At 37.0% G+C, this 23617-nt stretch carries 17 protein-coding genes and 1 tRNA gene; 8 read left to right on the forward strand and 10 right to left on the reverse strand.

Annotated elements, in window-relative coordinates:
* Window positions 1-3: 3 nt before the first annotated feature.
* Both AAHF87_RS03895 and rph read right to left on the reverse strand, forming a co-directional pair.
* Window positions 4-1569, reverse strand: a complete 1566-nt coding sequence (locus AAHF87_RS03895) for an APC family permease (protein ID WP_342147150.1) — start codon at window positions 1567-1569, stop codon at window positions 4-6.
* 348 nt (window positions 1570-1917) lie between these two features.
* Window positions 1918-2637, reverse strand: coding sequence for a ribonuclease PH (gene rph / locus AAHF87_RS03900; RefSeq protein ID WP_342147151.1), 720 nt, complete (start codon window positions 2635-2637; stop codon window positions 1918-1920).
* A gap of 96 nt (window positions 2638-2733) precedes the next feature.
* On the opposite strand from rph, the gene AAHF87_RS03905 reads away from it, so the two are divergent.
* The 3 genes from AAHF87_RS03905 to AAHF87_RS03915 all read left to right on the forward strand — a co-directional run bounded on the left by AAHF87_RS03905 (window position 2734) and on the right by AAHF87_RS03915 (window position 4853).
* Entirely contained in the window at window positions 2734-3600 is an 867-nt protein-coding gene (locus tag AAHF87_RS03905) for a YicC/YloC family endoribonuclease (RefSeq protein WP_342147152.1), read from the forward strand.
* Between the two features lie 3 nt (window positions 3601-3603).
* Window positions 3604-4221, forward strand: coding sequence for a guanylate kinase (gene gmk / locus AAHF87_RS03910; protein ID WP_342147153.1), 618 nt, complete (start codon window positions 3604-3606; stop codon window positions 4219-4221).
* 68 nt (window positions 4222-4289) lie between these two features.
* A complete protein-coding gene (locus tag AAHF87_RS03915; protein ID WP_342147154.1) occupies window positions 4290-4853 on the forward strand; it encodes a phospholipase D family protein in 564 nt (187 codons plus the stop codon).
* Between the two features lie 32 nt (window positions 4854-4885).
* Here AAHF87_RS03915 and AAHF87_RS03920 read toward each other — a convergent pair whose 3' ends face one another.
* The 4 genes from AAHF87_RS03920 to AAHF87_RS03935 form a co-directional block, all read right to left on the reverse strand.
* Window positions 4886-6262 carry an LbtU family siderophore porin gene (locus tag AAHF87_RS03920; protein WP_342147156.1) on the reverse strand — a complete coding sequence of 459 codons (1377 nt, stop codon included), beginning with the start codon at window positions 6260-6262 and terminating at the stop codon, window positions 4886-4888.
* Between the two features lie 73 nt (window positions 6263-6335).
* The gene (locus AAHF87_RS03925; protein ID WP_342147157.1) at window positions 6336-9419 is read right to left on the reverse strand and encodes an efflux RND transporter permease subunit; all 3084 of its coding nucleotides are present in this window, start codon (window positions 9417-9419) and stop codon (window positions 6336-6338) included.
* A gap of 34 nt (window positions 9420-9453) precedes the next feature.
* Window positions 9454-10605 carry an efflux RND transporter periplasmic adaptor subunit gene (locus AAHF87_RS03930; RefSeq protein ID WP_342147158.1) on the reverse strand — a complete coding sequence of 384 codons (1152 nt, stop codon included), beginning with the start codon at window positions 10603-10605 and terminating at the stop codon, window positions 9454-9456.
* A gap of 12 nt (window positions 10606-10617) precedes the next feature.
* On the reverse strand, window positions 10618-12129 hold the full coding sequence (locus AAHF87_RS03935) for an efflux transporter outer membrane subunit (protein WP_342147872.1): 1512 nt from the start codon (window positions 12127-12129) through the stop codon (window positions 10618-10620).
* A 216-nt stretch (window positions 12130-12345) separates the two neighbouring features.
* Here AAHF87_RS03935 and AAHF87_RS03940 point away from each other — a divergent pair, with 216 nt between their 5' ends.
* Window positions 12346-13248, forward strand: coding sequence for a DMT family transporter (locus AAHF87_RS03940; protein ID WP_342147159.1), 903 nt, complete (start codon window positions 12346-12348; stop codon window positions 13246-13248).
* Between the two features lie 30 nt (window positions 13249-13278).
* On the opposite strand, the gene pepN is transcribed toward AAHF87_RS03940, so the two are convergent.
* Window positions 13279-15918 (reverse strand): aminopeptidase N, encoded by a 2640-nt coding sequence (gene pepN / locus AAHF87_RS03945; protein WP_342147160.1) that lies wholly within the window; start codon window positions 15916-15918, stop codon window positions 13279-13281.
* 11 nt (window positions 15919-15929) lie between these two features.
* Complete coding sequence (locus AAHF87_RS03950) at window positions 15930-16808, reverse strand: DMT family transporter (protein ID WP_342147161.1); 879 nt, start codon at window positions 16806-16808, stop codon at window positions 15930-15932.
* Between the two features lie 176 nt (window positions 16809-16984).
* On the opposite strand from AAHF87_RS03950, the gene dapB reads away from it, so the two are divergent.
* The 4 genes from dapB to AAHF87_RS03970 all read left to right on the forward strand — a co-directional run bounded on the left by dapB (window position 16985) and on the right by AAHF87_RS03970 (window position 19977).
* On the forward strand, window positions 16985-17716 hold the full coding sequence (gene dapB, locus AAHF87_RS03955) for a 4-hydroxy-tetrahydrodipicolinate reductase (protein ID WP_342147162.1): 732 nt from the start codon (window positions 16985-16987) through the stop codon (window positions 17714-17716).
* 35 nt (window positions 17717-17751) lie between these two features.
* Window positions 17752-18390, forward strand: coding sequence for a 16S rRNA (guanine(527)-N(7))-methyltransferase RsmG (gene rsmG, locus AAHF87_RS03960; protein WP_342147164.1), 639 nt, complete (start codon window positions 17752-17754; stop codon window positions 18388-18390).
* A gap of 118 nt (window positions 18391-18508) precedes the next feature.
* Window positions 18509-19816, forward strand: coding sequence for a hypothetical protein (locus AAHF87_RS03965; RefSeq protein ID WP_342147166.1), 1308 nt, complete (start codon window positions 18509-18511; stop codon window positions 19814-19816).
* A gap of 84 nt (window positions 19817-19900) precedes the next feature.
* A tRNA-Arg gene (locus AAHF87_RS03970) sits at window positions 19901-19977 on the forward strand.
* A gap of 10 nt (window positions 19978-19987) precedes the next feature.
* On the opposite strand, the gene AAHF87_RS03975 is transcribed toward AAHF87_RS03970, so the two are convergent.
* Both AAHF87_RS03975 and AAHF87_RS03980 read right to left on the reverse strand, forming a co-directional pair.
* Complete coding sequence (locus AAHF87_RS03975; RefSeq protein ID WP_342147167.1) at window positions 19988-20728, reverse strand: oxidative stress defense protein; 741 nt, start codon at window positions 20726-20728, stop codon at window positions 19988-19990.
* Window positions 20729-21102: 374 nt separating this feature from the next.
* Window positions 21103-23400, reverse strand: coding sequence for a hypothetical protein (locus AAHF87_RS03980; RefSeq protein WP_342147168.1), 2298 nt, complete (start codon window positions 23398-23400; stop codon window positions 21103-21105).
* Between the last annotated feature and the right edge of the window lie 217 nt (window positions 23401-23617).

Raw genomic sequence — 23617 nt, forward strand, 5'->3', positions numbered from 1 at the left:
TTTTTATAAATCTTGTAGTTGTTTATTCATCAATGCAAACGATTCTTCTTCTGCTTGATCTCGGACTAAGCAATATTGTGATAAGTAAAGCATCAATACGCTAAAAGGAAATATTACTAACATACCAAAGGGGAATTTTAGTCGTGCTATGCCGTCAAAAGGACCCAAATAAGAAAGTAATAATAAAATCGATAGATAAGAAAAAAACCAATATAAACTAAAATTATTTTCCCAAAATCGACGTTTTTGATAACAAAGATAGATAATAAAACCGACTAAAATGGCTGCATAAAGCTTCCATATTACTGAAAAACCACACCAATAAAGCATTAGATTAGCCACATAAAATGCAATATGACAGACAATTAAACTCCCAGACAATCTGAATGGGCGATGTTGTTCAGGTTGCATTTTGCGTAATGCTAATAAACAAATAGGTCCTATTCCATAGGAAAGTATACTGGCTGAAGATAGAAATGCCACCATTTTTTGCCAGCCTGGAAACGGCAAAAAAGCACATATACCTACTAAAAAATTCGCATACAATGTGACGTACGGAATTTGATAACGATTAAGTTTTAAAAAAAATGGTGGTAAATGTTTATTTAATGCCATGCCATAGAGAATTCGCGAGGTGGCGGCGGTATAAACTAATGTCGTGCCTAAAGGAGAAAATGCAGCATCAAATAGCAATAATACGGCTATGACGCCAAGACCTAACAACAAAGTTAAACCGACTAATGGACCACTATCACCAGGAAAACTAAGATGCTGCCAACCTTGTTGTAGATAAGTTTTGGGTACCGCCATTAAAAAACTAAGTTGCAACATAAAATATAAAATGAAACCCACCAATACCGCACCTAAAATGGCAATAGGAATACTTTTTTGTGGATTTTTTACTTCACCTGCTAACATCAAACCATTTTGAAATCCGGTAAACGCAAATGCTATACCTCCTGCGGATAAAGCTGAAAATATGTTTATCCAACTGGTTTTATTAGTTAAATCAAGTGTGATGTTTTGTAGGGTCGGTGAGACATGTATGAGCGTAACAATGGCAATCGATGGCAAAAGAAATTTCACTATGCTAGCGTATTTGTTACATTCCGCTAAGAATTTAATGCCATAACTATTCAAAACCACGATAAAAAACATGATCACTACTGCGGCCAGATAACCTGTGTGTGATAATTTAAAATAAGTGGCTTCCTTAGTTAACAAAACAGGGAAAAAATGACTGCTATATTGCAAAATAGCCTGGATTTCTATCGGTGTCATCACCACATAGGCCAGCCAGGTAATCCAAGAAAATAAAAATCCCACTTCTCTACCGTGCGTATAGGTTGGATAATTCGATAAACCACCAGAAATCGGCAGCATAGTCCCCAATTCGCATAACGGTAGGGCTATGAATAACATAAAAAATGCTGCGATGATCCAGCTGATGAGCGCATTCGGTCCAGCCATCTGCGCACCTATAAAAGGCGTAAATAGCCACGCAGAGCCTATCATGCCTCCGGCTGCAGCTATTAATATATTAGTCGTAGAAATATCACGCTTTAGCAATTTTTAAATCCTTGCAAACTCTACAGATTTTTTAAATTTGAATGTAAGTTGATAGTGCTAGTTTAGCAATTATTCAGAAATTTATTCTTGGAATTTAATAGGATAAAATTAACACTAAATATAATTTACTAAATTTGATCTAATTTAAGACAGAAACTATCGAAAAAAAAACAGCTAGTTTTTTGGCCATAATAAAGAATCTTTCGTCATTGCGAGCGCGTAGCGCGCGGCAATCCAGCGAAAAACTTAATTTTTCTGGATGACCACAGCCTCAATACCGTTTCGGCCTCCCCCACAACAAGCTATTTTTATAAAAAAATGCATTTTATGTAATAAAGATTTTAACTTTTACTTAACCGCTAAAACTTCTCTTTGTTTTTCGAACAACTGATTTATTCCTTTCTCTGCTACTGCTAACATTTGTTCCAGTTGCTGTTTAGAAAAAGCATTTTTTTCTGCAGTGGCTTGCACTTCCAATATGCCACCCTGCTCTGTCATCACCACGTTCATATCCGTTTCAGCTTGAGAATCCTCTGCATAATCTAAGTCCAAGAGCACTTGCCCTTGATAAATGCCAACTGACACCGCAGCAACCATAAAACGCCGGGGATCTTGCGTCAATTCACCTTTTTGCTTCATTACGGTTAAGGCATCCCTCAATGCAACACTTGCACCGGTAATAGCTGCAGTACGTGTTCCACCATCGGCTTGAATCACATCACAATCTAAAAAAATAGTATTTTCGCCCAACTGTTTCAGATCCACGCTCACACGTAAAACCCGTCCGATTAAGCGTTGAATTTCTAAACTTCGACCGGTTTGTTTACCTCTACTCGCCTCGCGTTCGGAACGCGTATGCGTTGCACGAGGCAACATACCATATTCCGCAGTAATCCAACCTTGGCCGGAGCCTTTTAAAAATTTTGGCACGCCAGGCACCACGCTCGCCGTGCAAAGAACTTTGGTATTGCCAAATGCTATCAATACCGAACCTTCAGCATATTGTGTATAAGAACGAGTCATGTTGATTACACGAAGCTCATCATTAGCACGTTGTGTCGCACGCATGGTTACTTTCCTTTTATAAAACTAGATTTTATTTGCAGAGTGATTAAAATGGGGCCTGTAAAAACATGCATTATACTTTTTAACCTGAAAATTACCATGACCAATAGCATGACGGCTTTTGCCAGAAAAGAAAAACAAGCCGAATGGGGTCAAGCCGCATGGGAAGTTCGTAGTGTCAACCATCGATACTTAGAAATCGTTCTTTCTCTGCCCGATACCTTCAGTCATTTAGAACCTTTGATTCGGAAACAAATGCAAGCACGCTTACAACGCGGCAGAGTAGAAGCCAAGTTACGTTATAAATCTTATATCAATAAAGCTATACCGATTGAGGTCGATGAAGAATTAACGCTATCGCTTATCGGTGCTTATAAGAAAATAGGGCATCTTGCCCAGACCAATACACCCTTAAACCCAGGAGAGTTATTGCGTTGGCCACAATTACTCAAGTTTCCTGAGTTAAGTATTGAAATGATGCAACCTGAATTAATGATTTTATTTTCTGAGACTTTAGAAGACTTTTGTCGGGTACGTAGTATCGAAGGTAAAGCTATATTTGAATTATTAAATCTACGTTTAGTAAAACTTGCCAATCTGCTGCAGCATGTTCAAGTTCAATTACCACATATTTTAAGCCTACAACGTGAAAAGCTTCTAGGTCGATTACATGAAATTAAAACTAGTTTAGACCCTAACCGTTTAGAGCAAGAAATGTTATTATTTGCTCAGAAGACGGATGTAGCAGAAGAACTGGATCGTTTACAGATCCACCTGCATGAATTCAAGAACTTATTGGAAAAGAACCAAGCTCAGGGTAAGCAACTTGATTTTTTACTACAAGAATTGAATCGTGAAGCCAACACCTTAGCTTCTAAATCACTGAATGCAGAATTGACCTTATCCGCCGTTAACATCAAGGTTTTGATAGAGGAAATGCGCGAACAAGTGCAGAATATTGAATAAATTATGAATATACCAGGCACACTTTACATCATATCAGCACCTTCCGGCGGTGGTAAAACCAGTCTCGTTAATGCATTGTTAGAATCCGTATCTAACTTAGAAGTTTCCATTTCCTATACAACACGCCCACCGCGACCCGGTGAAAAAGAAGGTGTAGATTATCACTTTACTGATCAAGTAGAATTTAAAGAGCTTATTCAAAAAAAATCTTTGCTAGAACACGCTATCGTTTTCGGCCATTATTATGGTACTTCACTCGATTGGGTGACAAAAAAAATTGAAGCCGGCATCGATATCATACTTGAAATTGACTGGCAAGGTGCACAGCAAATTAGAGAAAAAATGCCTGAATCAATAGGGATTTTTATTATTCCTCCTTCTTGGGAGGTATTAGAAAAAAGACTACATCTCAGAGCACAAGATAAAAAAGATGTCATAAAGAAACGCATGGCCGATGCAAAAGCTGAATTAACCCATTATGATGAATATGATTATTTAATCGTAAACGAAAACTTCTCTAATGCGCTCGCCGATTTGAACGCTATCTTAAGAGTAAGACGTTTACGTTGCAGCATACAAAAAAAAGAACTTGCACCTCTTTTGCAAACCTTATTAAGTTAATTCCATTAATTTTCATATTTAGTAAAAAAACTGTAAAAACAAGATTAAAACTTATACAAAGAGTATTTATGTTAAAAAAATTATTATATGTGTTTTTCATATTCAGCGCTTGTCCTATCTCCGTCAGTTTGGCGATTAGTAAATCCAATAGTTGCCCGACAATACAAGTTTGTTTTACGCCAGGTCAAAATTGTACCGCTGAAATAACCGATGTCATCGATGCCGCTAAAAAATCGATTTTTGTCCAAGCATATAGCTTTACGTCTGCGCCCATCGCCGCTCATTTAGTTGCAGCAAAAAAACGTGGCGTAAACGTCAATGTCATCCTGGATAAAAGTCAAAAAACACAAAGATATAGTGCTTCGCGTTTTTTAGTCAACCAACATATTCCCTGTTGGATAGATTATAAACCCGCTATTGCGCACAATAAAATCATGATAATTGATGAAAAAGAAGTGATTACCGGCTCATTTAACTTCACTAAGGCAGCACAAAACAAAAATGCAGAAAATTTATTAATTATTCGCGATGCGCAATTAGCCAATATCTATATGAAAAATTGGCAACGACGCCGAGCTGTCTCAAGCTATCTTAATCCAGAAACTAGGCCTCACCAGAATAGATTTTTTTAATATTAACTAGCATAAAAAAAATTTAAAATAGACTAAGCGAATTTGACACTTGCCCGTATCTGACCTACGGTGGATTTGTTGCCTGAACCACCATCAGCCAGTACAGCACCATTTAAACCAATTAATTGCCCCTCTCCAAAACTATAATCTTTGTTTTGGAAGATGGCGACTCCAACATCAAACCACTGACTTACATTCATTAGATAATCCACATAAATACGTCTGTTGGGTAAAATTCCTGGTAAATGTTTGGTTGCTTGATAACCTATTGCAAGTCTAGTTTGTTTGGCGATAGCTGGAAAAGTCAAACCTAATTCAAAACCCCAAAGCTTCGGTTTTTTAAAAAAAAATTCGGTTGGCACAGGAAAAGCTAAAAGAAATGGTTTTCTAAAATCTCGGGTCGTAGCAATATAGTGACCATTAAAATCTAAAGGCCCCCACTGAAGTTCGGCATTAATATTATAGGCCGGTGCCTTTTGATTGGGCAAACCAGGAACATTATTAACTGCAAACTCGACATTGGTGTTGGTATAATACGAGGATAAAAAATTAGTATCGGTAATACTACCAATATATCCACCATCTATATTAAAACTACTGATACAATCACTATAGGTATAGCCTAAATTAACTCCACCGTTTTGTATCCGTCGCGTCGAACCTCCATCCGCCAACCGAGGTTGACCTGCAAAAGTGTATACAGAACCATAAAGTCCACTGGGCATGGTAAAACCAAGCTGCGCGGTGGTTGCATTTATTTCACTCAGCAATTGTGTAGGATTTTCACTCGTTACAAAACTATAGGGATCATACTGACCAAAAGGCACATATTCTTTACCTACGCGTAAATAGACCGGTGAAACATTAAAATGCTGTAGCGTTGCATAGGCCGTATCAAGATTAGTTCTACTTATTGGTCGATAAAGCAAGAATGAATTAGGTATTTCATAGTTACCCTGTGCACCCGCAACTGGAGATAATGATGTGTAAACCAATGACATATTTGCCTTCATCCAATTATTTACGCGCGTATCTATAAACAAATTGGCATTATTCAATATGAGATCGCTGGCTCTACCGCTGGTATTTATACGAAAAGGTGCTGCTTGAGGAGGAAGATTATCAAATGGATAATTAAATAAAGGATTGGTAACCAAAAAAACTGGGGGGGTATTAGTAATGTAAGCATCGGTATTCATCCAACCACTCACATTAATTCGACAGACCCAACCACAAGGTTGGTCAAAACCGCCGGGTTGGTTTCTGCCTAATAACCAATTCATCTCATTGACTTGAGCACGCATCACTTCTTGTTCATAGGCGCTGTCGATATCATAGATGCCTGCAGCTAAACCAGGACAACTGACACTTAAAGCTAACAAGGAGAAAATAACTACCTTGAGTCTCATACCTATATCCCTATAAAAGATTCACATTTGCTAAAGCTTAACAACTCTTAGTAAATATCTCAAATAAATAGACTTATCCACTCAATACCGGATCACCCGGCACATCAGTCACTGGGTTTGCTTGATGATCTTGGGCCAACAGCAAGTACATGGCTGGCACGACGAATAAAGTAAATAGCGTACCAATAGAGATCCCCGAAGCAATCACTAGGCCGATATTAAAACGGCTAATAGCACCGGCTCCAGACGCTAAAATTAAGGGAATAACGCCCAACACCATAGAAGCAGTCGTCATTAAAATGGGTCTAAGCCGAATGCCGGCAGCCATTTGTATGGCTTCACGTTTTTTATGTCCTTCTTGTTGTAGATCATTGGCAAACTGCACAATCAAAATTCCATGTTTACTAATTAAACCTATTAATGTCACTAAACCCACTTCGGTATAAATATTTAAACTAGCTCCGCCAACACCTAAACTTATAAAAATAAGTGCGCCACAAATTGACATGGGTACACTCACTAAAATAATGAGCGGATCACGAAAACTTTCGAATTGCGCCGCCAAACAAAGAAAAATAATAATTAACGCTAAGAAAAAAGTTAAAAGTAAGGCGCTACTTTCTTGCTGGTATTGGCGCGATTGTGCAGCATAATCCATATTATAATTTTCCGGAAATATTTTTTTAGCTATATTTTGCAAACCTTGCAATGCATCTCCCATAGTGACCCCAGGAAAAGGAACTGCCGAAATAGTGGCTGAATTAAGCTGCTGAAAATGATTTATCGATTCTGGTACTACAACGGTTTTTAAGCTTGCTATCGTTGATAAAGGAATCACCGAACCATTCGGAATTTTTAAATAATAATTAAGTAATTGATTGGCATTCAAACGATAACCGCGCATCACTTGCGGGATAACTTGATAAGAACGACCATCAAAATTAAAATAATTAATGTAATTTTCACTCATCGCAGAAGCCAATAAATCGCCTACATCAGCCATGGTTAAACCGAGTTGTGATGCTTTATCGCGATCAAGTTGTATAGCTGCTTGAGGTTTATCTAATTTAAGATCGGTATCTAAATAAACAAATAAACCACTCTTACGGGCTTCATCTAATAATGCTTGGGAAACATCATTCAATTTAACATAATCATCCGTAGTGGTAATGACAAACTGTACGGGTAATCCGCTCCCTCCACCCGGCAAAGAAGGTTTTTGAAACGCCGCCACGCGTGCTCCTGCTATACCATCAAATAAATGTTGTATCTGTGGTTGCAATTGATTGGTGGTACGCTTGCGTTCATTCCATGGTTTAAAGACCATCCCTCCAATACTCGTATTAAGCCCATTAACACCATCTAATTGAAAAACATGATCGGTCTCTGGATAAGTTTCAAAAATTTTGAACCCCTGATTGGAATATAATTGCGTTTGTTGCAAAGTCGCATTAGGTGCTGCCGTTAATAAGCTGATAATGAGCCCTTGGTCTTCTTGAGGTGCTAATTCATTTTTAGAAGTCGCATATAAAAAATAAATACTGCTTAAAATAATTAATGCAAATACAATGGTCACGGATACATTATTTAATGAACCATGCAAAAGTCGCTCATAGAATTCACGTAATTTATCAAATTTAGCATCAATAAAACCCACAAAACCTTTATGCTGATCTTTAACGCTGGGTTTTAAAGAGAGTGAGCACATCATGGGTGAAAGCGTTAAGGCAATAATGGCAGAAATCCCAACCGCTCCCGCTAACGTAAACGCAAATTCAGTAAACAGTGCTCCCGTTAACCCTCCCATAAAACCTATTGGCACATATACCGCAATTAAAACTACCGATATCGAGATGATGGGAATCGCCAACTCTCGTGCGCCTTTAATAGCCGCTTCAAAGGGTGATTGCCCCGATTCTATATGCCGATAAATATTTTCTACAACAATAATTGCGTCGTCGACAACTAAGCCTATAGCTAATACTAAGGCTAACAAGGTTAGTAAATTTATCGTATAGCCCAATAAAAGCATAATAAAAAATGCTCCTATTAAGGATAAAGGCATTGCTATAACGGGTATGATCACTGAACGTATGGAACCTAAAAATAAAAAAATAACCAACGTAACAATCACTAAGGCTTCTATCAAACTGGTCATCACTTCATGGATAGAACTGTTTATATAGCGACTTTCATCATAAACAATTTTTCCATTTAATCCCTGTGGTAATTGTGCGGTGATATCGGGCATCGCTTTTCTTATATTTTTTATTACAGAAAGCACATTGGCGGTCGGTGCCACTTTAATGCCGATATAAACAGCTGGCTTATTATCAAATTTTACCGAGGTATCATAACTTTGCGAACCTAAAGTGACTTTAGCCACATCTTTCAAACGTATAATCGCGCCATTTTGTGCTTTGACAATTAAGTTCTGAAATTGTTCTACGTTGTTTAAACCGGTGTTTACGGTTAAATCGACAGTGACCATATCGCCCTTAGTACGTCCAACAGCCGCAATAAAATCATTATTAGCTAAGGCATGTGCCACATCATCGGCACCTAGACCATAAGAAGCTAACCTAGCGGGATCTAGCCAAGCGCGGAGTGAAAATAAATGTTGGCCGACAATCTCAGCTTGCTGAACGCCATTTACGGCTTGTAATTTCGGCTGCACCACTCGAGTCAAATAATCCGTAATTTGATTGCTTGCTAACTTAGGACTATAAAAACCGATATACATCGAATCGATGGTTTCACCAATAGCAATACTTAATGTCGGTTGTTGAGATTGCTTAGGTAATTGATTGATAACGGCATTTACTTTGGTATTAATTTCGGTTAATGCTTTATTCGGATCATAGTTCAGTAACAAATTGGCTTGTATCGAACTGCTACCTTGTGTACTACTTGATGTTAGATAATCAATTCCTTGCGCCTGGGCAATAGAATTTTCTAGCGGAGTGGTGATAAATCCTGCAATCAAAGCAGGATCGGCGCCGGTATATACCGTAGAAACAGTGATCACCGCATTTTCAGTATAAGGATATTGTCGAACCTGTAGCAAAGTTAATGAACGTATTCCTAACACCAAGATTAATAAACTAATCACGGTTGCTAATACAGGTCGCTGAATAAAAATATCCGTAAAGCGCATAAAAAAACCGCTATCCCTAAACTAATCCGTTAGTTTATTCATCAATCGCTACTGGCGCAGGATTATTATTCGGTACCACTGAATTATTAATTACCACACTACTGCCATTCTTAAGTTTGAGTTGTCCGCTGGTAACAACCATTTCACCTGCTTTTAAACCTTCTAAAATTGCAATTTGATCGCCGCGTTTTTCACCAGTGGTTACAAAGGTTTGTAGTACGCTCAACTGTGGTTTTCCATTTTTATCTTTTCCTTTTTGCTGCACAATATAAGCTATTTCGCCATAAGGATTAAAACTAATCGCGGTCTGAGGCAAAGTTAAATACTGCTTAACTGGGCTAGTGAGCACTTCGGCTGAAACAAACATACCAGGATATAATTCTGACTGCGGATTAGCGATGGTCGCTTCAATTTGTACATTTCGCGTATTAACATCCACAATAGGGTTAATCGTGGTCACTTTTCCCGTAAAAATTTTATCCGGATAAGTATCAGTTCTTATGTTAACTATAGATCCTATCTGTAATTGCGCTAACTTTTGTTGCGGAATAAAAAAATCAGCATACAGTGGATCTAAAGCTTGCAAAGTGACAACTTGATCGCCTGGGTTGAGATATTGCCCAACGTTCACCGTCGAAACACCTAAACGGCCACTAAAGGGTGCCGTTAAGGTTTTTTTAGCGACTATAGCTACTTGTTGCGCCACTTGTGCTTGCAGATTTTTTAGATTCTGCTCGTCCGTATCAAGCACGGCTTTACTAATCGCTTTGACAGCAAATTGCGCACTATCACGATGATAAATAATTTCGGCTAATTTCTCCTGCGCTTCTAGTGAATGCAGTAAAGCTATGTCTGAATCGGCATTGAGCTGTACTAATACATCTCCTTCTTTAACTTCCGAGCCTGGTTTCAAATAAACCGCACGCACTAATCCCGCTAATTCGGTGGTGACATAGACTCCATTCACCGCACGCATACTGCCATAAGTTAAAATCTTAGGTTGCCACCATGAATATTCAATACGCATCGCCGAAACGGTGACTACAGGTGCAGTATTTTTTTGCATTGCATGCCGAATAAGAAGATGCTTAATAGTTTGATAACCAAAAACCAGAATAAAAAGCACGCTAACACTAATCAACATGATGATCATGGGTCTAGTAAAATGCTTTTTTAATCTATGCACGGTTGTGATCCTCTACTGACAATTCGAGTTCCACCATCCACCCCCTAAAGCTTGAAATAAGGCCGCAGTATCCGCATATCGACTGGCTTCTGCTTGGACTAAACTAATGCGTGTTTGCTGATATTGTCGTTGTGCATCCAATAAAGAAAGATAGCTGACACCACCTAGAGAAAATTGTTGTTCCACCAAGTATAAATTGGTATACGCCGCTGATTCGGCTTGTTTTTGTGCGCGCATTTCTCGAGCATCCGCTTCTATTGCTCTTAAAGTATCCGCTACATTTTGAAAAGCTTTCAATACGACTTCTCGATATTGAGCAGCAGCAACATCGTAAGCAGCAATAGCTGCACGACGTTCAGCAATTAAAGCACCACCTCGAAAGAGTGGTTGAAGTAATCCCCCACCAATATTCCATAAGTTGCTTTGCGAGTTAAATAACCGACTTCCGACTGAACTCGATCTACCCCAAGAACCACTCAACGCAAATTGTGGGTATAAGTTAGCTGTTGCAACACCCACTTGAGCATTAGCCGCCTCCCATAACGCTTCAGCAGCACGTACATCGGGTCTTTGCCGAACCAAAGCAGAAGGCACACTCAATGGAAGTTCTGTCGGTAAATGCAATTCATTCAAATCCAAAGATGGAATAACATGGCATTCGCTAGGGAAAGCACCGACTAAAATTGCCAGCAGATGACGTGCTTGCGCCCAACTTTTTTGTAAAGGCGGTAAAGTTGCTCGAGTTTGCGCCAATTGCGTTTGTTGGGCGACTACCTCAATTTTCGAAACGCCGCCGAGGTAAAATTGTTTTTTTATGATCGCCAATTGCGCAGCTTGCTCCCGTATCAATTGTTTAGTCACACAAATTTGTCTATGCAATGAAGCTACGGTAATAGCGGTAGTCACAATATTGGATGTTAAACTCAGATATGCTGCGCGGAGTTCAAAATATTGATAGTCCACTTGTGATTGTAAACCTTGTATTTGCCTGCGTATTCCTCCAAAAAAATCCAGTACATAAGAAGCATTCAATGACGCATTAAATAGATTAAATACCGAAGAAGGAATTCCACTTGAGGTTGTGGTTATCGAATTATTTGTAGAATTGCCTGAAAAAAATCCCGTGTTGGAACCACGCTGCGCTGTCAATTGGGCTGAGATATTTGGATATAAACCATTTCCTATGCCCGCACTTAGATTTTCCTGCGCTTCACGTAAGGTAGCTTTAGCTGTCGCTAAATTAGGACTGTTAGCAATACCTCGGCAAATAAGTTTATTTATTTTAGGAGAGTGAAATAAACGCCACCATTCTGCAGATATAGTTTTAGTCTGAATAAATTGTTGCGACGCTCCTCCATGCCCTGGCGCGCTGGCAGTTCTACAAGGCCAGGGAGGTTTTGTGTAATGATTTACCTTAGGGGGCTGAGGTGTTTGAAAATCAGGCCCCACTAGGCAAGCACTGAGGCTACCCAACATCATGGCAATCATGGTAAATTGATAACAGCTCCGGTAAAAAACCCACATCACACATTTGTCCATTTTTCACTTGGATATACGCATTTTTTTAAGTGTACTTTCATATCATAGACGATATTTTTAGAACTTAGTGAAAAATTGCGCCGATCTAAAACTTCTCGGTACGCCCACGGCAAACTATGCTTTAATTAAACAATTAGAAACCTATTCTCTCCTGTTGATAACTTTAAAAAATAAGAAGGTTTCTCTATTGGAGCTTAATTTATGGTCAAGCATTTAAAAAGAATTGGTTCAGCGAAAAAACGTAAACTTGCCCTTTTGTATTTAGTGATAGGGGCTGTAGCGATAGGTTTTGCTCCTATTTTTGTCCGATTAAGCGAAGTAGGTCCGATTGCGACGGGGTTTTGGCGGGTAGCTATCGCCTTTCCTATTTTAACCTTACTATCTATAGGACAAGGTTATACACGCCCTGATGATAGGCATGCACCGGTTTTAAAAGATTATCTTTGGTTATTATTTTCGGGTGTTTTATTTGGCGGCGATCTGGCCACCTGGCATCTTTCTATTCAATATACGACCATCGCCAATTCGACTTTAATTGCTAACTTTTCGCCCATCCTTATCGCTTTATGGGGATGGATCGTTTTACGCAAGCCGCCACAAAAAAAATTAGTCGTTGGTTTATTATTAGCCATTTTAGGTATTGCCGTCTTAATTCACCCTAGCTTGCATATGGACAAAAATATTCGCATGGGTGATGGATTAGCCTTTATCACCGCTTTTTTCTATGCTGGTTACCTATTAGTACTAAATCGAGCGCGTAAAAAATTTACAGCCTTTTCAAGTATGGCAATATCAACTTTTGCCAGCATGCTCACTTTGCTTATCATCACCTGCCTATCCGGAGAACTTGCCATCCCACAAACAGAAACGGCCTGGATCATTTTATTTGCTTTAGCTTTGTTTGCACATATTTTAGGCCAAGGATTGATTGCATATGCCTTACCCTATTTACCGGTGACCTTCTCATCAACTGCTTTGCTTATCCAACCGATGGTGGCTGCGATAGCAGGCTGGTATTTCTTTTCAGAGTATCTAGGTTTCAGTCAAATGATCGGTATGCTAATCGCTTTAATAGGTATCTTTTTAGCTAAACAGACCATTTAAATAGTACATAGCAAAAAATAATAAAAAATTTTATAGTAAGCTCTTACTGACCATCTCATACACATCTGCAGAAAGCCCCGGTATTTTAATGAGCTTTTCTAGTTGATCATGCATCAAGGTTTGACGATCGATATCAAAACGCTTCCATTGCGTAAAAGGTTTTACTAAACGCGCCGCTATCTGAGGATTGATAGGATCAAGCTGCTGTATTTGTTCACTTAAAAATACATAACCTGCGCCTGAACGATCGTGAAATTGACTACGATTTTCTGAACAAAAAACACCTATCAAGGATCGAATTTTATTCGGATTCTTCCAATCAAAAGCAGGATGCTTCAGTAATTTTTTAACCTGATGCAAGGTATCTGGCAATGGAGCACGCGCTTGTATCGCTAACCATTTACAAACCACTAAAGAATTAGCTGAATTTTTTTCATAAAACTCTTTTAAAAAGCGGTCTCGTTGCGATAAGTTATGGCTAACTATTTCGCTTAATGCCACAATTCTATCGGTTAGGTTATCGGCTTTTTTATAATGTTCCACACAGAGATGATGCACATTAGGATCTTGCAATAACATGAGATAGTTTAAACTTATGTTAGCTAAACGTCGATTGGTCACCGACTGTTTATCAAAAACATAAGGTGTTAAATCATGACAGGCTTGATAACAATGTAAAAAATTATTTTCTAATTTTTTAACGCATTGAAAGCGTAACCATTCTCTTTCTTCGTGAATTCCATCGATATCAATAATAGGCATTTGTTCGGCAAAAGTAGCTTCACTCGGTAAGCTTAATAATTCTGCCAATAAATCCTTACTATCCTGCTTATTATCAGCGAATAGAATTTTATAGCCCTCAATCAATTGATTAACCGCTGAATCTTCCATAGCAGCTGAGGATCGAATACGCCGCAACACTATTCGACTCGCCAACTCCTGTGCAGCATCCCAGCGATTAAAACCATCGGTATCCGACTGCATTAAAAATGCAAGATCTTCATCAGAATATTTAACTTTAAGTTTCACTGGTGCAGAAAAATTTCTCAGCAAAGAAGGAATTGGTTTAGCATCGACATTTATAAACTGAAATACATGTTCAGACTCTCTAAGTTTTAATGTGCATTGTGTCCCCATAGGCTTATCGTCACCGACTAGTTGTAAATTAAAAGCTTGGCCTTCTGGACTTAATAAAGCCATCACCAAAGGGATATAAAAAGGTTTTTTAGTCGGTTGTCCCGGTGTGGCAGGACAATGTTGTTTGAGTATCAAGTCAAAGGTTTTTTCTTCCGCTGAATAATGATAATCAACCTGTAATTCGGGTGTGCCGGATTGCTTATACCAACGACGAAATTGTTGCAGATCGTAACTACTCCCCTTCTCAATTGATTTAACAAAATCTTCTATTGTGACGGCTTGTCCATCATGAGAATTAAAATAATCATCCATACCTTTACGAAATAATTCTGGACCCACTAAGACCTTCATCATGCGAATGATTTCAGCACCTTTTTCATACACCGTCATGGTGTAAAAATTATTGATCTCAATATAAGAGTCGGGTTGCACGGGATGAGCTAGAGGGCCGGCATCCTCTGCAAACTGCATAGCTCTTAATTGTCTTACTGTACTGATGCGTTCAGTAGCAGGATTGCCAATAGATTCACTAAATTCTTGTTCGCGAAACACCGTCAAGCCTTCCTTAAGACTCAGCTGAAACCAATCACGACAGGTAATGCGATCACCGGTCCAATTATGAAAATACTCATGTCCTACCACTTTAGTAATATAGCTATAATCCGCGTCAGCTGCTGAATTCGGATCCGCCAAAATAGTCTGTGCATTAAAAATATTAAGTCCCTTATTTTCCATGGCCCCCATATTAAAGTCATCGATAACCGCAATCATGAAGATATCTAAATCATATTCGCGACCATAGGCTTGCTCATCCCAATGCATGGCTTTTTTTAAAGAATCCATGGCGTGATGGCACTTATTTTTCTCTCCCTTTTCAGAAAAAATCTGTAAAATTATTTTACGCTGCGATTGAGTTAAAAATTCATCTTGAATATATTCTAAATCACCCGCAACCAAAGCAAATAAATAACTAGGTTTTTTAAAAGGATCTTCCCAAGTAATAGAATGTTGATTATTCGCTAAATTTTGCTCTGTAATTTTATTACCATTGGATAATAAAATGGGGTATTTTGATTTGTCGGCAATAATAGTAGTGGTGTAGCGCGCTAATACGTCGGGTCTATCTAAAAAATAAGTGATGCGCCGAAAACCTTCCGCTTCACATTGAGTACAAAAAATTCCTCGGGAAACATACAATCCACTTAATGCGGTATTTTCTTTAGGTTTAATTCTATTTTCAATTTCAAGAATAAACTGATCGGGCACGTGAAAAATAGTTAATTCATTATCTTTGAGTTGATATTCTTTGCTTGATAAAGATCGTCCATTAAGTTTAATAAAAATCAATTCGCAATTTTCACCTTGCAAAATCAGAGATTTATTTTTATTTTCTGGCACCGAGTTACGAATGAATGTCAAACGAGAATTAACTTGCGTTAAATCTTCATCTAACTTAAAGGTTAATTCAACGGTATTTATCAAAAAACTAGGTGGGGTGTAATCTTTAAGAAAGGTAGTTTTTAATTCAGTCATTTTATTACCTATTATTTGATGAGAGGATCAGGCTCTTTTTTCATATTCACTGCCGCTGGAAGAATTAAACTTATCAACAATAATGAGCCACCAACCAGTGTGGTTTTTGCCAGCATTTCATGATTAATCCATACGCCAAATAGACTTGCAAATAAAGGCTCCAAGGCAAAAATCAACGCGGCTTTGGGGGCACTGGTAAATTTTTGATACTTATTCTGTAAATAATACGCCAAACTGGTAGCAAATACAGCACAAAATAGTATGCCAATCAAAGCTTGCGGCTGCAAAGCCGCACTAAAATTATGACCTTTAGTAAATAAAAATACAAAAGGCACGGTAAACAAGAGCTGATAAAAAGCTAATAATTGATAATTATCTATCAATTGATTAATGCGCTGTAAATAGGTAATTTGTAAGGAAAAAAACATAGCTCCTAAAAAAACCCACAAATCACCATGTCCGAAATAAAGGTGCTTTACATCCATCAAAACATAAAGCCCTATAAATCCTATGCCCGAACACAATAAATCCAAGCGGCTCGGCTTTTCTAGCTTAAACAAAGGTGCTAGAAAAGGGACTAAAATAACACTAGCGCCGGTAATAAATGCCGCACGCGCAGAATGCACGGTTTCTAAGCCTATAGTTTGACAAAGATAAGCCCCCGCATTGAGAACGCCAATAATTAGGCTACCACGCAAAATAGCTCGGGTGGTCTTATGGAATAAAATCCAAACACTAGGTAACAAAACCAATGCAGCTAAAGCAAAACGTAAACTCACAAATACAAACGGATCAACTTCAGTCAATGCATTTCGAGTCAGTGGAAAAGTTATCCCCCACATCAAGGTAGCTAAAATAAGATAAAAATTTGCTTTACTAGATAATTTCATAAAATATATACTCATAGCAATTGGATTTTTGCCAAGGCGCCATGAGAATGAAGCAACCTTCGTTTATTCAAGACACATGAGGATTGCGAATTGAACGGCAACACAGCCAAAAATTCAAGTGCGAAGAGTATAGAGTATAGTCACTCCCATCCCTTGCAACAACAGGAGAATTTTCGATGCCAATTCGCGTTCTCGTTAATGGCGCTGCTGGCCGTATGGGGCAAATCACTGTTAAAACGATTAAACAGGATCCAAGCTTCGATTTAGTAGCAGAAACTTATAATAGCGACGAACTAAAAAAATCACTATTATCCAGCAAAGCGGATGTGGTTATTGATTTTACCAACGCCGCCGTAGTTTTTGAAAATGCTAAAAGTATCATACTGGCCGGAGTTCATCCTGTTATTGGTACGAGTGGTTTACTTCCAGAACAAATAAAAGAATTGCAAAGGCTTTGCGCTGAGAAAAACTTAGGTGGAATCATTGCTCCCAATTTTTGTGTGGGTGTTTTATTAATGATGCGTTTTGCTGAACAAGCCGCACATTATTTTCCTGAATGTGAAATTATAGAAACACATCATGAAAATAAACTAGACGCACCCTCTGCAACCGCTATAAAAACCGCTGAATTAATTAGCTCTGCGAGAACAAGCCAACCACGTGTTAAAAAAATTCATGAAACATTAACTGGCGCGCGTGGCGCGGTCAAAAATCAAGTTCCGATACATGCATTACGTCTGCCAGGATTTCTCGCCAAGCAAGACATACTATTTGGCCATCTTGGTGGAAATCTGGTTATCTCTCATGAAACGATAGACCGTAATGCCTATATGCCCGGCGTATTATTGGCTTGCAAAAAAGTGATATCGCTAAAAAAATTAGTTTATGGTTTAGAAAATTTTTTATAAAAAGTTACCTCTAAAATTTCATACGGAAAATCTACATGGTCGATTTCAAACAATTACATACTGAGCTTTTAAAGCAGTTAAGCCAAAATCATTTGTGTGTTAATGAAATAATTAGCAAAAAATTAGTCGAGTATGTGTTGCTGTTGCATAAATGGAATCAAATACATAATTTAACCAGCATCCGCGACCCTTTACAGATGCTCACTAAACATATTATCGATAGTCTCGTTATTAGCCCGTATTTACAAGGTCCAAACATTTTGGATGTCGGTACTGGCGCGGGTTTACCGGGACTTCCTTTAGCACTTACACTTCCTCAGTATCATTTTGCATTACTAGACAGTAACGGAAAAAAAACTCGTTTCTTAACACATGTCATACAGACCTTAATGATTAACAATGTAGATATTATTTCTTCTCGAGTGGAAAAATATTATCCGGAAAATTGTTTTAATAGCATAGTCAGTCGCGCCTTTAGTCAGCTTAATGAATTTTTGCATAAAACTAAACATTTATGCTGCAAAAATGGAATTTTTTTAGCGATGAAAGGACAATACCCTGTTGAAGAGATCGAAACACTTGATACCGATTTCAAACTGATTGACACCAAAGCCTTACAGATTTCAGGTCTTGATGAAAAAAGACATCTATTGATCATTGATTTAACTAATTGATAAATAAAAATTTCTTTATGTTTTTTTATTTATTTCTTGTTAGTTAAGAAAAGATTAATTATTCTATCTTACAATTATTAATCCAATAAAGTTAATTACCTTCGACAAGGATAATAAAATGCCAAGCCGTGCCCCTGAAACTATGCCTTTACTTCCTGCACAACATTCTAATAGTTTTATTCAAAAGCTAATTTATCCCTTAAAAAAATTCTGGGAAAATTTAACCGCTAAATCATTCGGTATAGCTGTAACATCCGCAGTCAGTGTAGTTACTTATTATAATCCAGCTTATCAAGCAGGCGCTTCAGTTGCTGACGGATTAAAAGAAATTACTGCCGCAAGTGGAATTGGAACCAACTTCCTTTTTAATATACAAGCTTACCGAGAGCTTTTAGAACAGTGTCCTAGACTTCTTAAAACGCCTGCGCAACTTTCAGCAGCAATCTTTTTTTCTATTATGTGTGTAGCACCTAATATATTTATGAATATAGTCGACGAAGAGGGAAACTATGTTGATGCACCGTTAATGACATTACAGATAGTTTCTGCGTTACTTAACGTCGGCGTCAATGTGGTAGGATCCATGGAATTAATTAATGGAATTAGCGCCCTATTCAAAAATCAAACCGATTTACAAAAAGAAAAATTCATCGAAGAAATTAATCTTGCATTTGAACAGTTTACTCGCAAACACTGTGATTTAGATCCAACTGAACCATTAAATCTGGACACCCAGGGGCAGCTAATTTCTCTTCTTACCGCCAATAACGATTTAAGTTTGCGTGAAAAAATCAGCTATTATTCGCTTAATACCGGTCTTGGCTTGTTCAGCATCCCACAATTTAGCGCATATTTATTAATCAGTTATTTTGGTATGCGTGACTTATCTGAAAAAAAATTTGGGGGTAGTCACACAATCGGTATGTTCTTGGGTTTTATAGCTGCCATTGGTAATGGGATACCTGGCGCAGGATTTACTATTAAAGGAGTTCTTTCCTCTAGTAAAAAATTGATGTCTATGGAAAAACCTTCTTTACTAGCCATATTTTTTGCGCTGCCGGCATTATTCTCCGGGTTTACTACACATAAAGCCATGGCAGATAGTTTAAAAGAATTAGGCTATTCAGGAAACATAGCTGAAGCATTGAAATGGATAGCCAATCTAGGTGCGGCGTTAATCTATAATTTACCGCAAATGCTCGCTTTAGCGGATAACTTGAATACCGCCGAGGGTAGTAACCAACTCACTGACTTAAAGAAAAATCTTGAAGACCAAATTAAAAATTTAGATTCTTCTAATTTGCAAGATTTTAGAAGTGGATTACGCGGTAATGTGAGTGTTTTTTTTAGAACATATGTTGCTGAAAATATGAATTTGGATGATTATCCACATTCATATGCTAACATCAATAGCTCTAGCGTATAAAAACTTAGGCAACGAAAGATTGTTAGCTAATGGAACTAGCTGAATAAGTTATAAACTGTTAGAATTCTGCCGCTTTAAGTCTAAGCGCCCGTAGCTCAGCTGGATAGAGTACCAGGCTTCGAACCTGGGTGTCGGGGGTTCGAGTCCCTCCGGGCGCACCAATAATTATTTTTACCGGGACGGGTTGCTGTCGGTTTTCAGCTCAAAGACTACATCAACTTGATCTTTAAAATGGATAGTTTGTTGTTGGTAAGTTTGATCTGGCTTAGCTGTTAAAGCATTTTCTGCTCGTAAAAACATAACCGGTACTGGCATAGGTTGGTCATTATCTCCCTGATAATGAATACTATAAATAGGCCCAAGTTTAACCATAAAACCGTCGGCCAATGAATTTGCTTGCACAATGGCGGTCTGAATGGCTTTTTTACGCACTTGCTCACGATAGTTATTTAGATTGGCGACACCTAATTTTATAGCACGAATCTCATTCAATCCCATCTTTAATGCGCCATCTAATAGCTCATTAAGCTTATCTATCTGACGTACTGTTATTTGCACCTGACGCACTGCACGATAGCCTTTCAGCACTGCTGCACTTTTCTGATAATCATATTCTGGTTGTGTACTTAAATTAGCCGCATTAATATCTTTCTGCTGAATACCGTTTTTACGTAAAAAATCAAAATAGTGTGTGACTCTTTTATCCACCTGTCTTTTAGCTTCAGTGGCCTCTTTAGCTGAGTAGCTCACTTCAATCGTGATAGTTGCATTATCTGGCTTTACATCAATACTGGCAATGCCTGTCGTGCTAAGATGTGGGCCTGATAGTATTTCGTCAGCATAAATAGGCAACGCCAAAGTGCACATTGTTAATCCTATGATTATGGCTAAAGTCAATGTTTTCAACTTCATATTGCCTCCGGATATCTAGTAATGAGACTGATATTTTAAAAAAGTTTAGAAATTACTATGGATGATAGCAACGAAGTCAACCAGTTAAAAGCTTCTAAACTAATTTAGGACAAGGATGCTGCTTTCTATCTTATATAGGCTTTCAAATAGCTGCAATATAGAAATTGGATTAAGGCATTACTAAGGAGACTTAGTGGATGTTTCTTCCTCTGCAAAGGGACAAAAAATACAGGAAAAATACTACTCTTTTAATTGGAAATTTAACTAGATAGCAATTCGTTGCATAGCTAAAAATGAAGCTAAAACCATTTCCATTACAACCTAATTTATAAAATTCATAAAGATGAGATAAACATTTCTTTAACGTTAATATTTTAGATACTCATTCTTCTGTGACTCATAGTTGTACCGCTAAGACTACCGTTATCTTCTTTAGTGTCCATCTGTGATTTTTTAGAGGAAAAAAACCTAAGATCTTGAGTTTTTGCAACCTTAATTGAGATTAAATTTGCAATACTTTGGCTTTGCCTCAACTCAGCAGGGTTGTAAGGGATCGGGACGCGCAATTTGTCCTGACTAATTACAATATTTTGTATCTGCAGTTCTCGCACTTGAGAATTTTTGCTTAGCAAGGTGTTAGGGAAAGGTTGCCTTAAACAATCATTTTCAGAAATTTGACTATCTATTTTATAAATCGCATCCTTTAAATTTTCCAATTTTAGGTGTATCTCTTTTTCGTTAATCTCCACTCGATTTTTTTTATTTTTGCTAGTTATTCCGGTTTTTATACATGCATTTTTTTTTATTTCCAGATAGTTGCAAAATTGAGATAAATTATCGGAAGCATGATTACAGCTATCTTTAAACTCACTTTTTCTAAAATTTATCGGTAAAGTCCATATTTTATAAAATTCAATATCGGTTATTTTAGATTTCAACACATTAATACTATCAAAAATCGTTAATATGCATACGCAATGATCATTAGTTGCTGCTAGATTAGCTAGAATTTTCTTAGAGTTTTGTTTGATCTTTCGGCTAAGAACATGATCTTCACCAGAGAAATTCTTTTGGCCATGCCTATCCAACATTTTTACTATAAGCGGTACATATTCCTGTTTATAGGTTTTCATCCTATAATTAATTCTACTCAAAAAGATATCCAGTAAATTAATATAGGCCAATAACAGAATATGTAATTCATCGGCTTGAATCTCATTTGGTAAAGAGAATAAAAAATCTTCTAATTCTGTTAATAAAGCTATATCTAACAATTTTTTTATAGGCTTTAGTTTCATATATTTAACAATCTCTTGTACAATTATTTTTTCCTTATTATTTAATAACTCTTCTTGTTCTAAATTTTGTAGATTAGAAATAGTTAAAAATTTTTTTGCTAACTCTTGTTGATACTGATCAATTAAATCAAGCTTTAGTGAGTTTGCAGCTACCGTTTTTTTTTGTTCTAAAGCTTCTTTTTCAGCAGTCTTTTTTAGTTTCTCAGCAAACTGTTGTGCTGCTTGAATTGCTTGCTTACTTGGCCGCTGTATAGCTTGGGCCAAGAATGCTTGATTATTGTCAATTTCTGTTCTTTCTTGTTCAGTCAGTGCTAATGCTATTTTTTCGGATTGTTTAAAAATTTGTAAATTGGTTTGAATACAAGCCTGCCATTTGTCCATCATTGCTAATATCTTGTCGCACATTACCTTACTGGGAATCTTTTCATGCTCAAGCTGAGCCTTTTCAAATTCTGATAAGCTAAGGCTTTGAATACGCTCGTTGAGATTCATTACATTCTGAGTGAAAATTAAAAAGATTTCTCTGATTAAGGGCCGAAAACCATTATAATGATCGAGTATAAGTGTTCTATTTTCTTGGGTTGTTGCTAAAGCAAAATCCAATAAAATATCTATAAAAAAGATAAATTCTCTTCTTAATGACATTTGCAAAGAATTTTTTTTCCAATCTTCAACAAAATTTTTTTCTGCATTATTTAACGCGATTAGAATACGTGTTTTATTATTTTTTTCATGCGCAAAATGTTTGCTTAAGAACTTAACTGCACGAAAAGGCATTGGCAATAAAAAACTTATCTCATTATCTGATAGGTAATATTGCTTAAACATAAAATTAACCAGATTATACTTTGATAAAACTAATATAGTGTCTATGATTAAAAAAAAACTGATATTTTTTACGTTAGTAACCCACATTAACATAGAACATAAATAAGAAATTTGCATTTGGGCGGCTAAATTTGATTTTGGCTCCTTAAGTAAAATCGCATTTAAATTTTTAAAAAAATTAAATCGCATTTTCTTAAATGAATCAAATAAATTTTCTAAAGTAAAATAAGCTCGAATGCTAGGATGATAGTAGGGAAGCAATCTATTCATTAATGAAAAAATTTTTTTACTGGTCAAATCGTAATATTTTTTATTATTTAAATCTTGAATAAGCGATTGAATTTTAATTGATATAATAACTTTTGTAATATCTTCGTCAATTACGTTAATTAACATTTTTTCTTCCGAATTTACACACAAGGAAGTCCGAAAGATTTTTTTTATTCCCTCCACACTGACTTGATCTCTAAAAATTCCAATATCTTGGGCATCTTGGCTAGCGTAAGCTATATTTGACTTAAACATTATAAAAAAATTTTTTAACACGCACACTTGTATATTAGTCAGATCAGATATTTTTTTATTTTCACTTAATAGTAAAAAAGCCGTATCAGCAGCGGCTATTTCTAATTGATCTATTGAGTAGGCAATAGGCGATTTTGGACTTGGATATTTCTTTTTAGGCATAAGATATTATAAATAAAAATAATTTTAGATAATAATAGTAATTGATTTATTTATTATTTAACATAGACTATGCTAG

Source organism: Rickettsiella endosymbiont of Aleochara curtula, from assembly GCF_964030935.1.
Classification (GTDB): domain Bacteria; phylum Pseudomonadota; class Gammaproteobacteria; order Diplorickettsiales; family Diplorickettsiaceae; genus Aquirickettsiella.

Coding starts and splice junctions, on each gene's coding strand:
- rph (WP_342147151.1), bottom strand. CDS start 2,637: ATGCGTGCGACACAACGTGCTAATGATGAGCTTCGTGTAATCAACATG.
- AAHF87_RS03905 (WP_342147152.1), top strand. CDS start 2,734: ATGACCAATAGCATGACGGCTTTTGCCAGAAAAGAAAAACAAGCCGAA.
- gmk (WP_342147153.1), top strand. CDS start 3,604: ATGAATATACCAGGCACACTTTACATCATATCAGCACCTTCCGGCGGT.
- AAHF87_RS03915 (WP_342147154.1), top strand. CDS start 4,290: ATGTTAAAAAAATTATTATATGTGTTTTTCATATTCAGCGCTTGTCCT.
- AAHF87_RS03920 (WP_342147156.1), bottom strand. CDS start 6,262: ATGAGACTCAAGGTAGTTATTTTCTCCTTGTTAGCTTTAAGTGTCAGT.
- AAHF87_RS03925 (WP_342147157.1), bottom strand. CDS start 9,419: ATGCGCTTTACGGATATTTTTATTCAGCGACCTGTATTAGCAACCGTG.
- AAHF87_RS03935 (WP_342147872.1), bottom strand. CDS start 12,129: ATGTGGGTTTTTTACCGGAGCTGTTATCAATTTACCATGATTGCCATG.
- AAHF87_RS03940 (WP_342147159.1), top strand. CDS start 12,346: ATGGTCAAGCATTTAAAAAGAATTGGTTCAGCGAAAAAACGTAAACTT.
- pepN (WP_342147160.1), bottom strand. CDS start 15,918: ATGACTGAATTAAAAACTACCTTTCTTAAAGATTACACCCCACCTAGT.
- AAHF87_RS03950 (WP_342147161.1), bottom strand. CDS start 16,808: ATGAAATTATCTAGTAAAGCAAATTTTTATCTTATTTTAGCTACCTTG.
- dapB (WP_342147162.1), top strand. CDS start 16,985: ATGCCAATTCGCGTTCTCGTTAATGGCGCTGCTGGCCGTATGGGGCAA.
- rsmG (WP_342147164.1), top strand. CDS start 17,752: ATGGTCGATTTCAAACAATTACATACTGAGCTTTTAAAGCAGTTAAGC.
- AAHF87_RS03965 (WP_342147166.1), top strand. CDS start 18,509: ATGCCAAGCCGTGCCCCTGAAACTATGCCTTTACTTCCTGCACAACAT.
- AAHF87_RS03975 (WP_342147167.1), bottom strand. CDS start 20,728: ATGAAGTTGAAAACATTGACTTTAGCCATAATCATAGGATTAACAATG.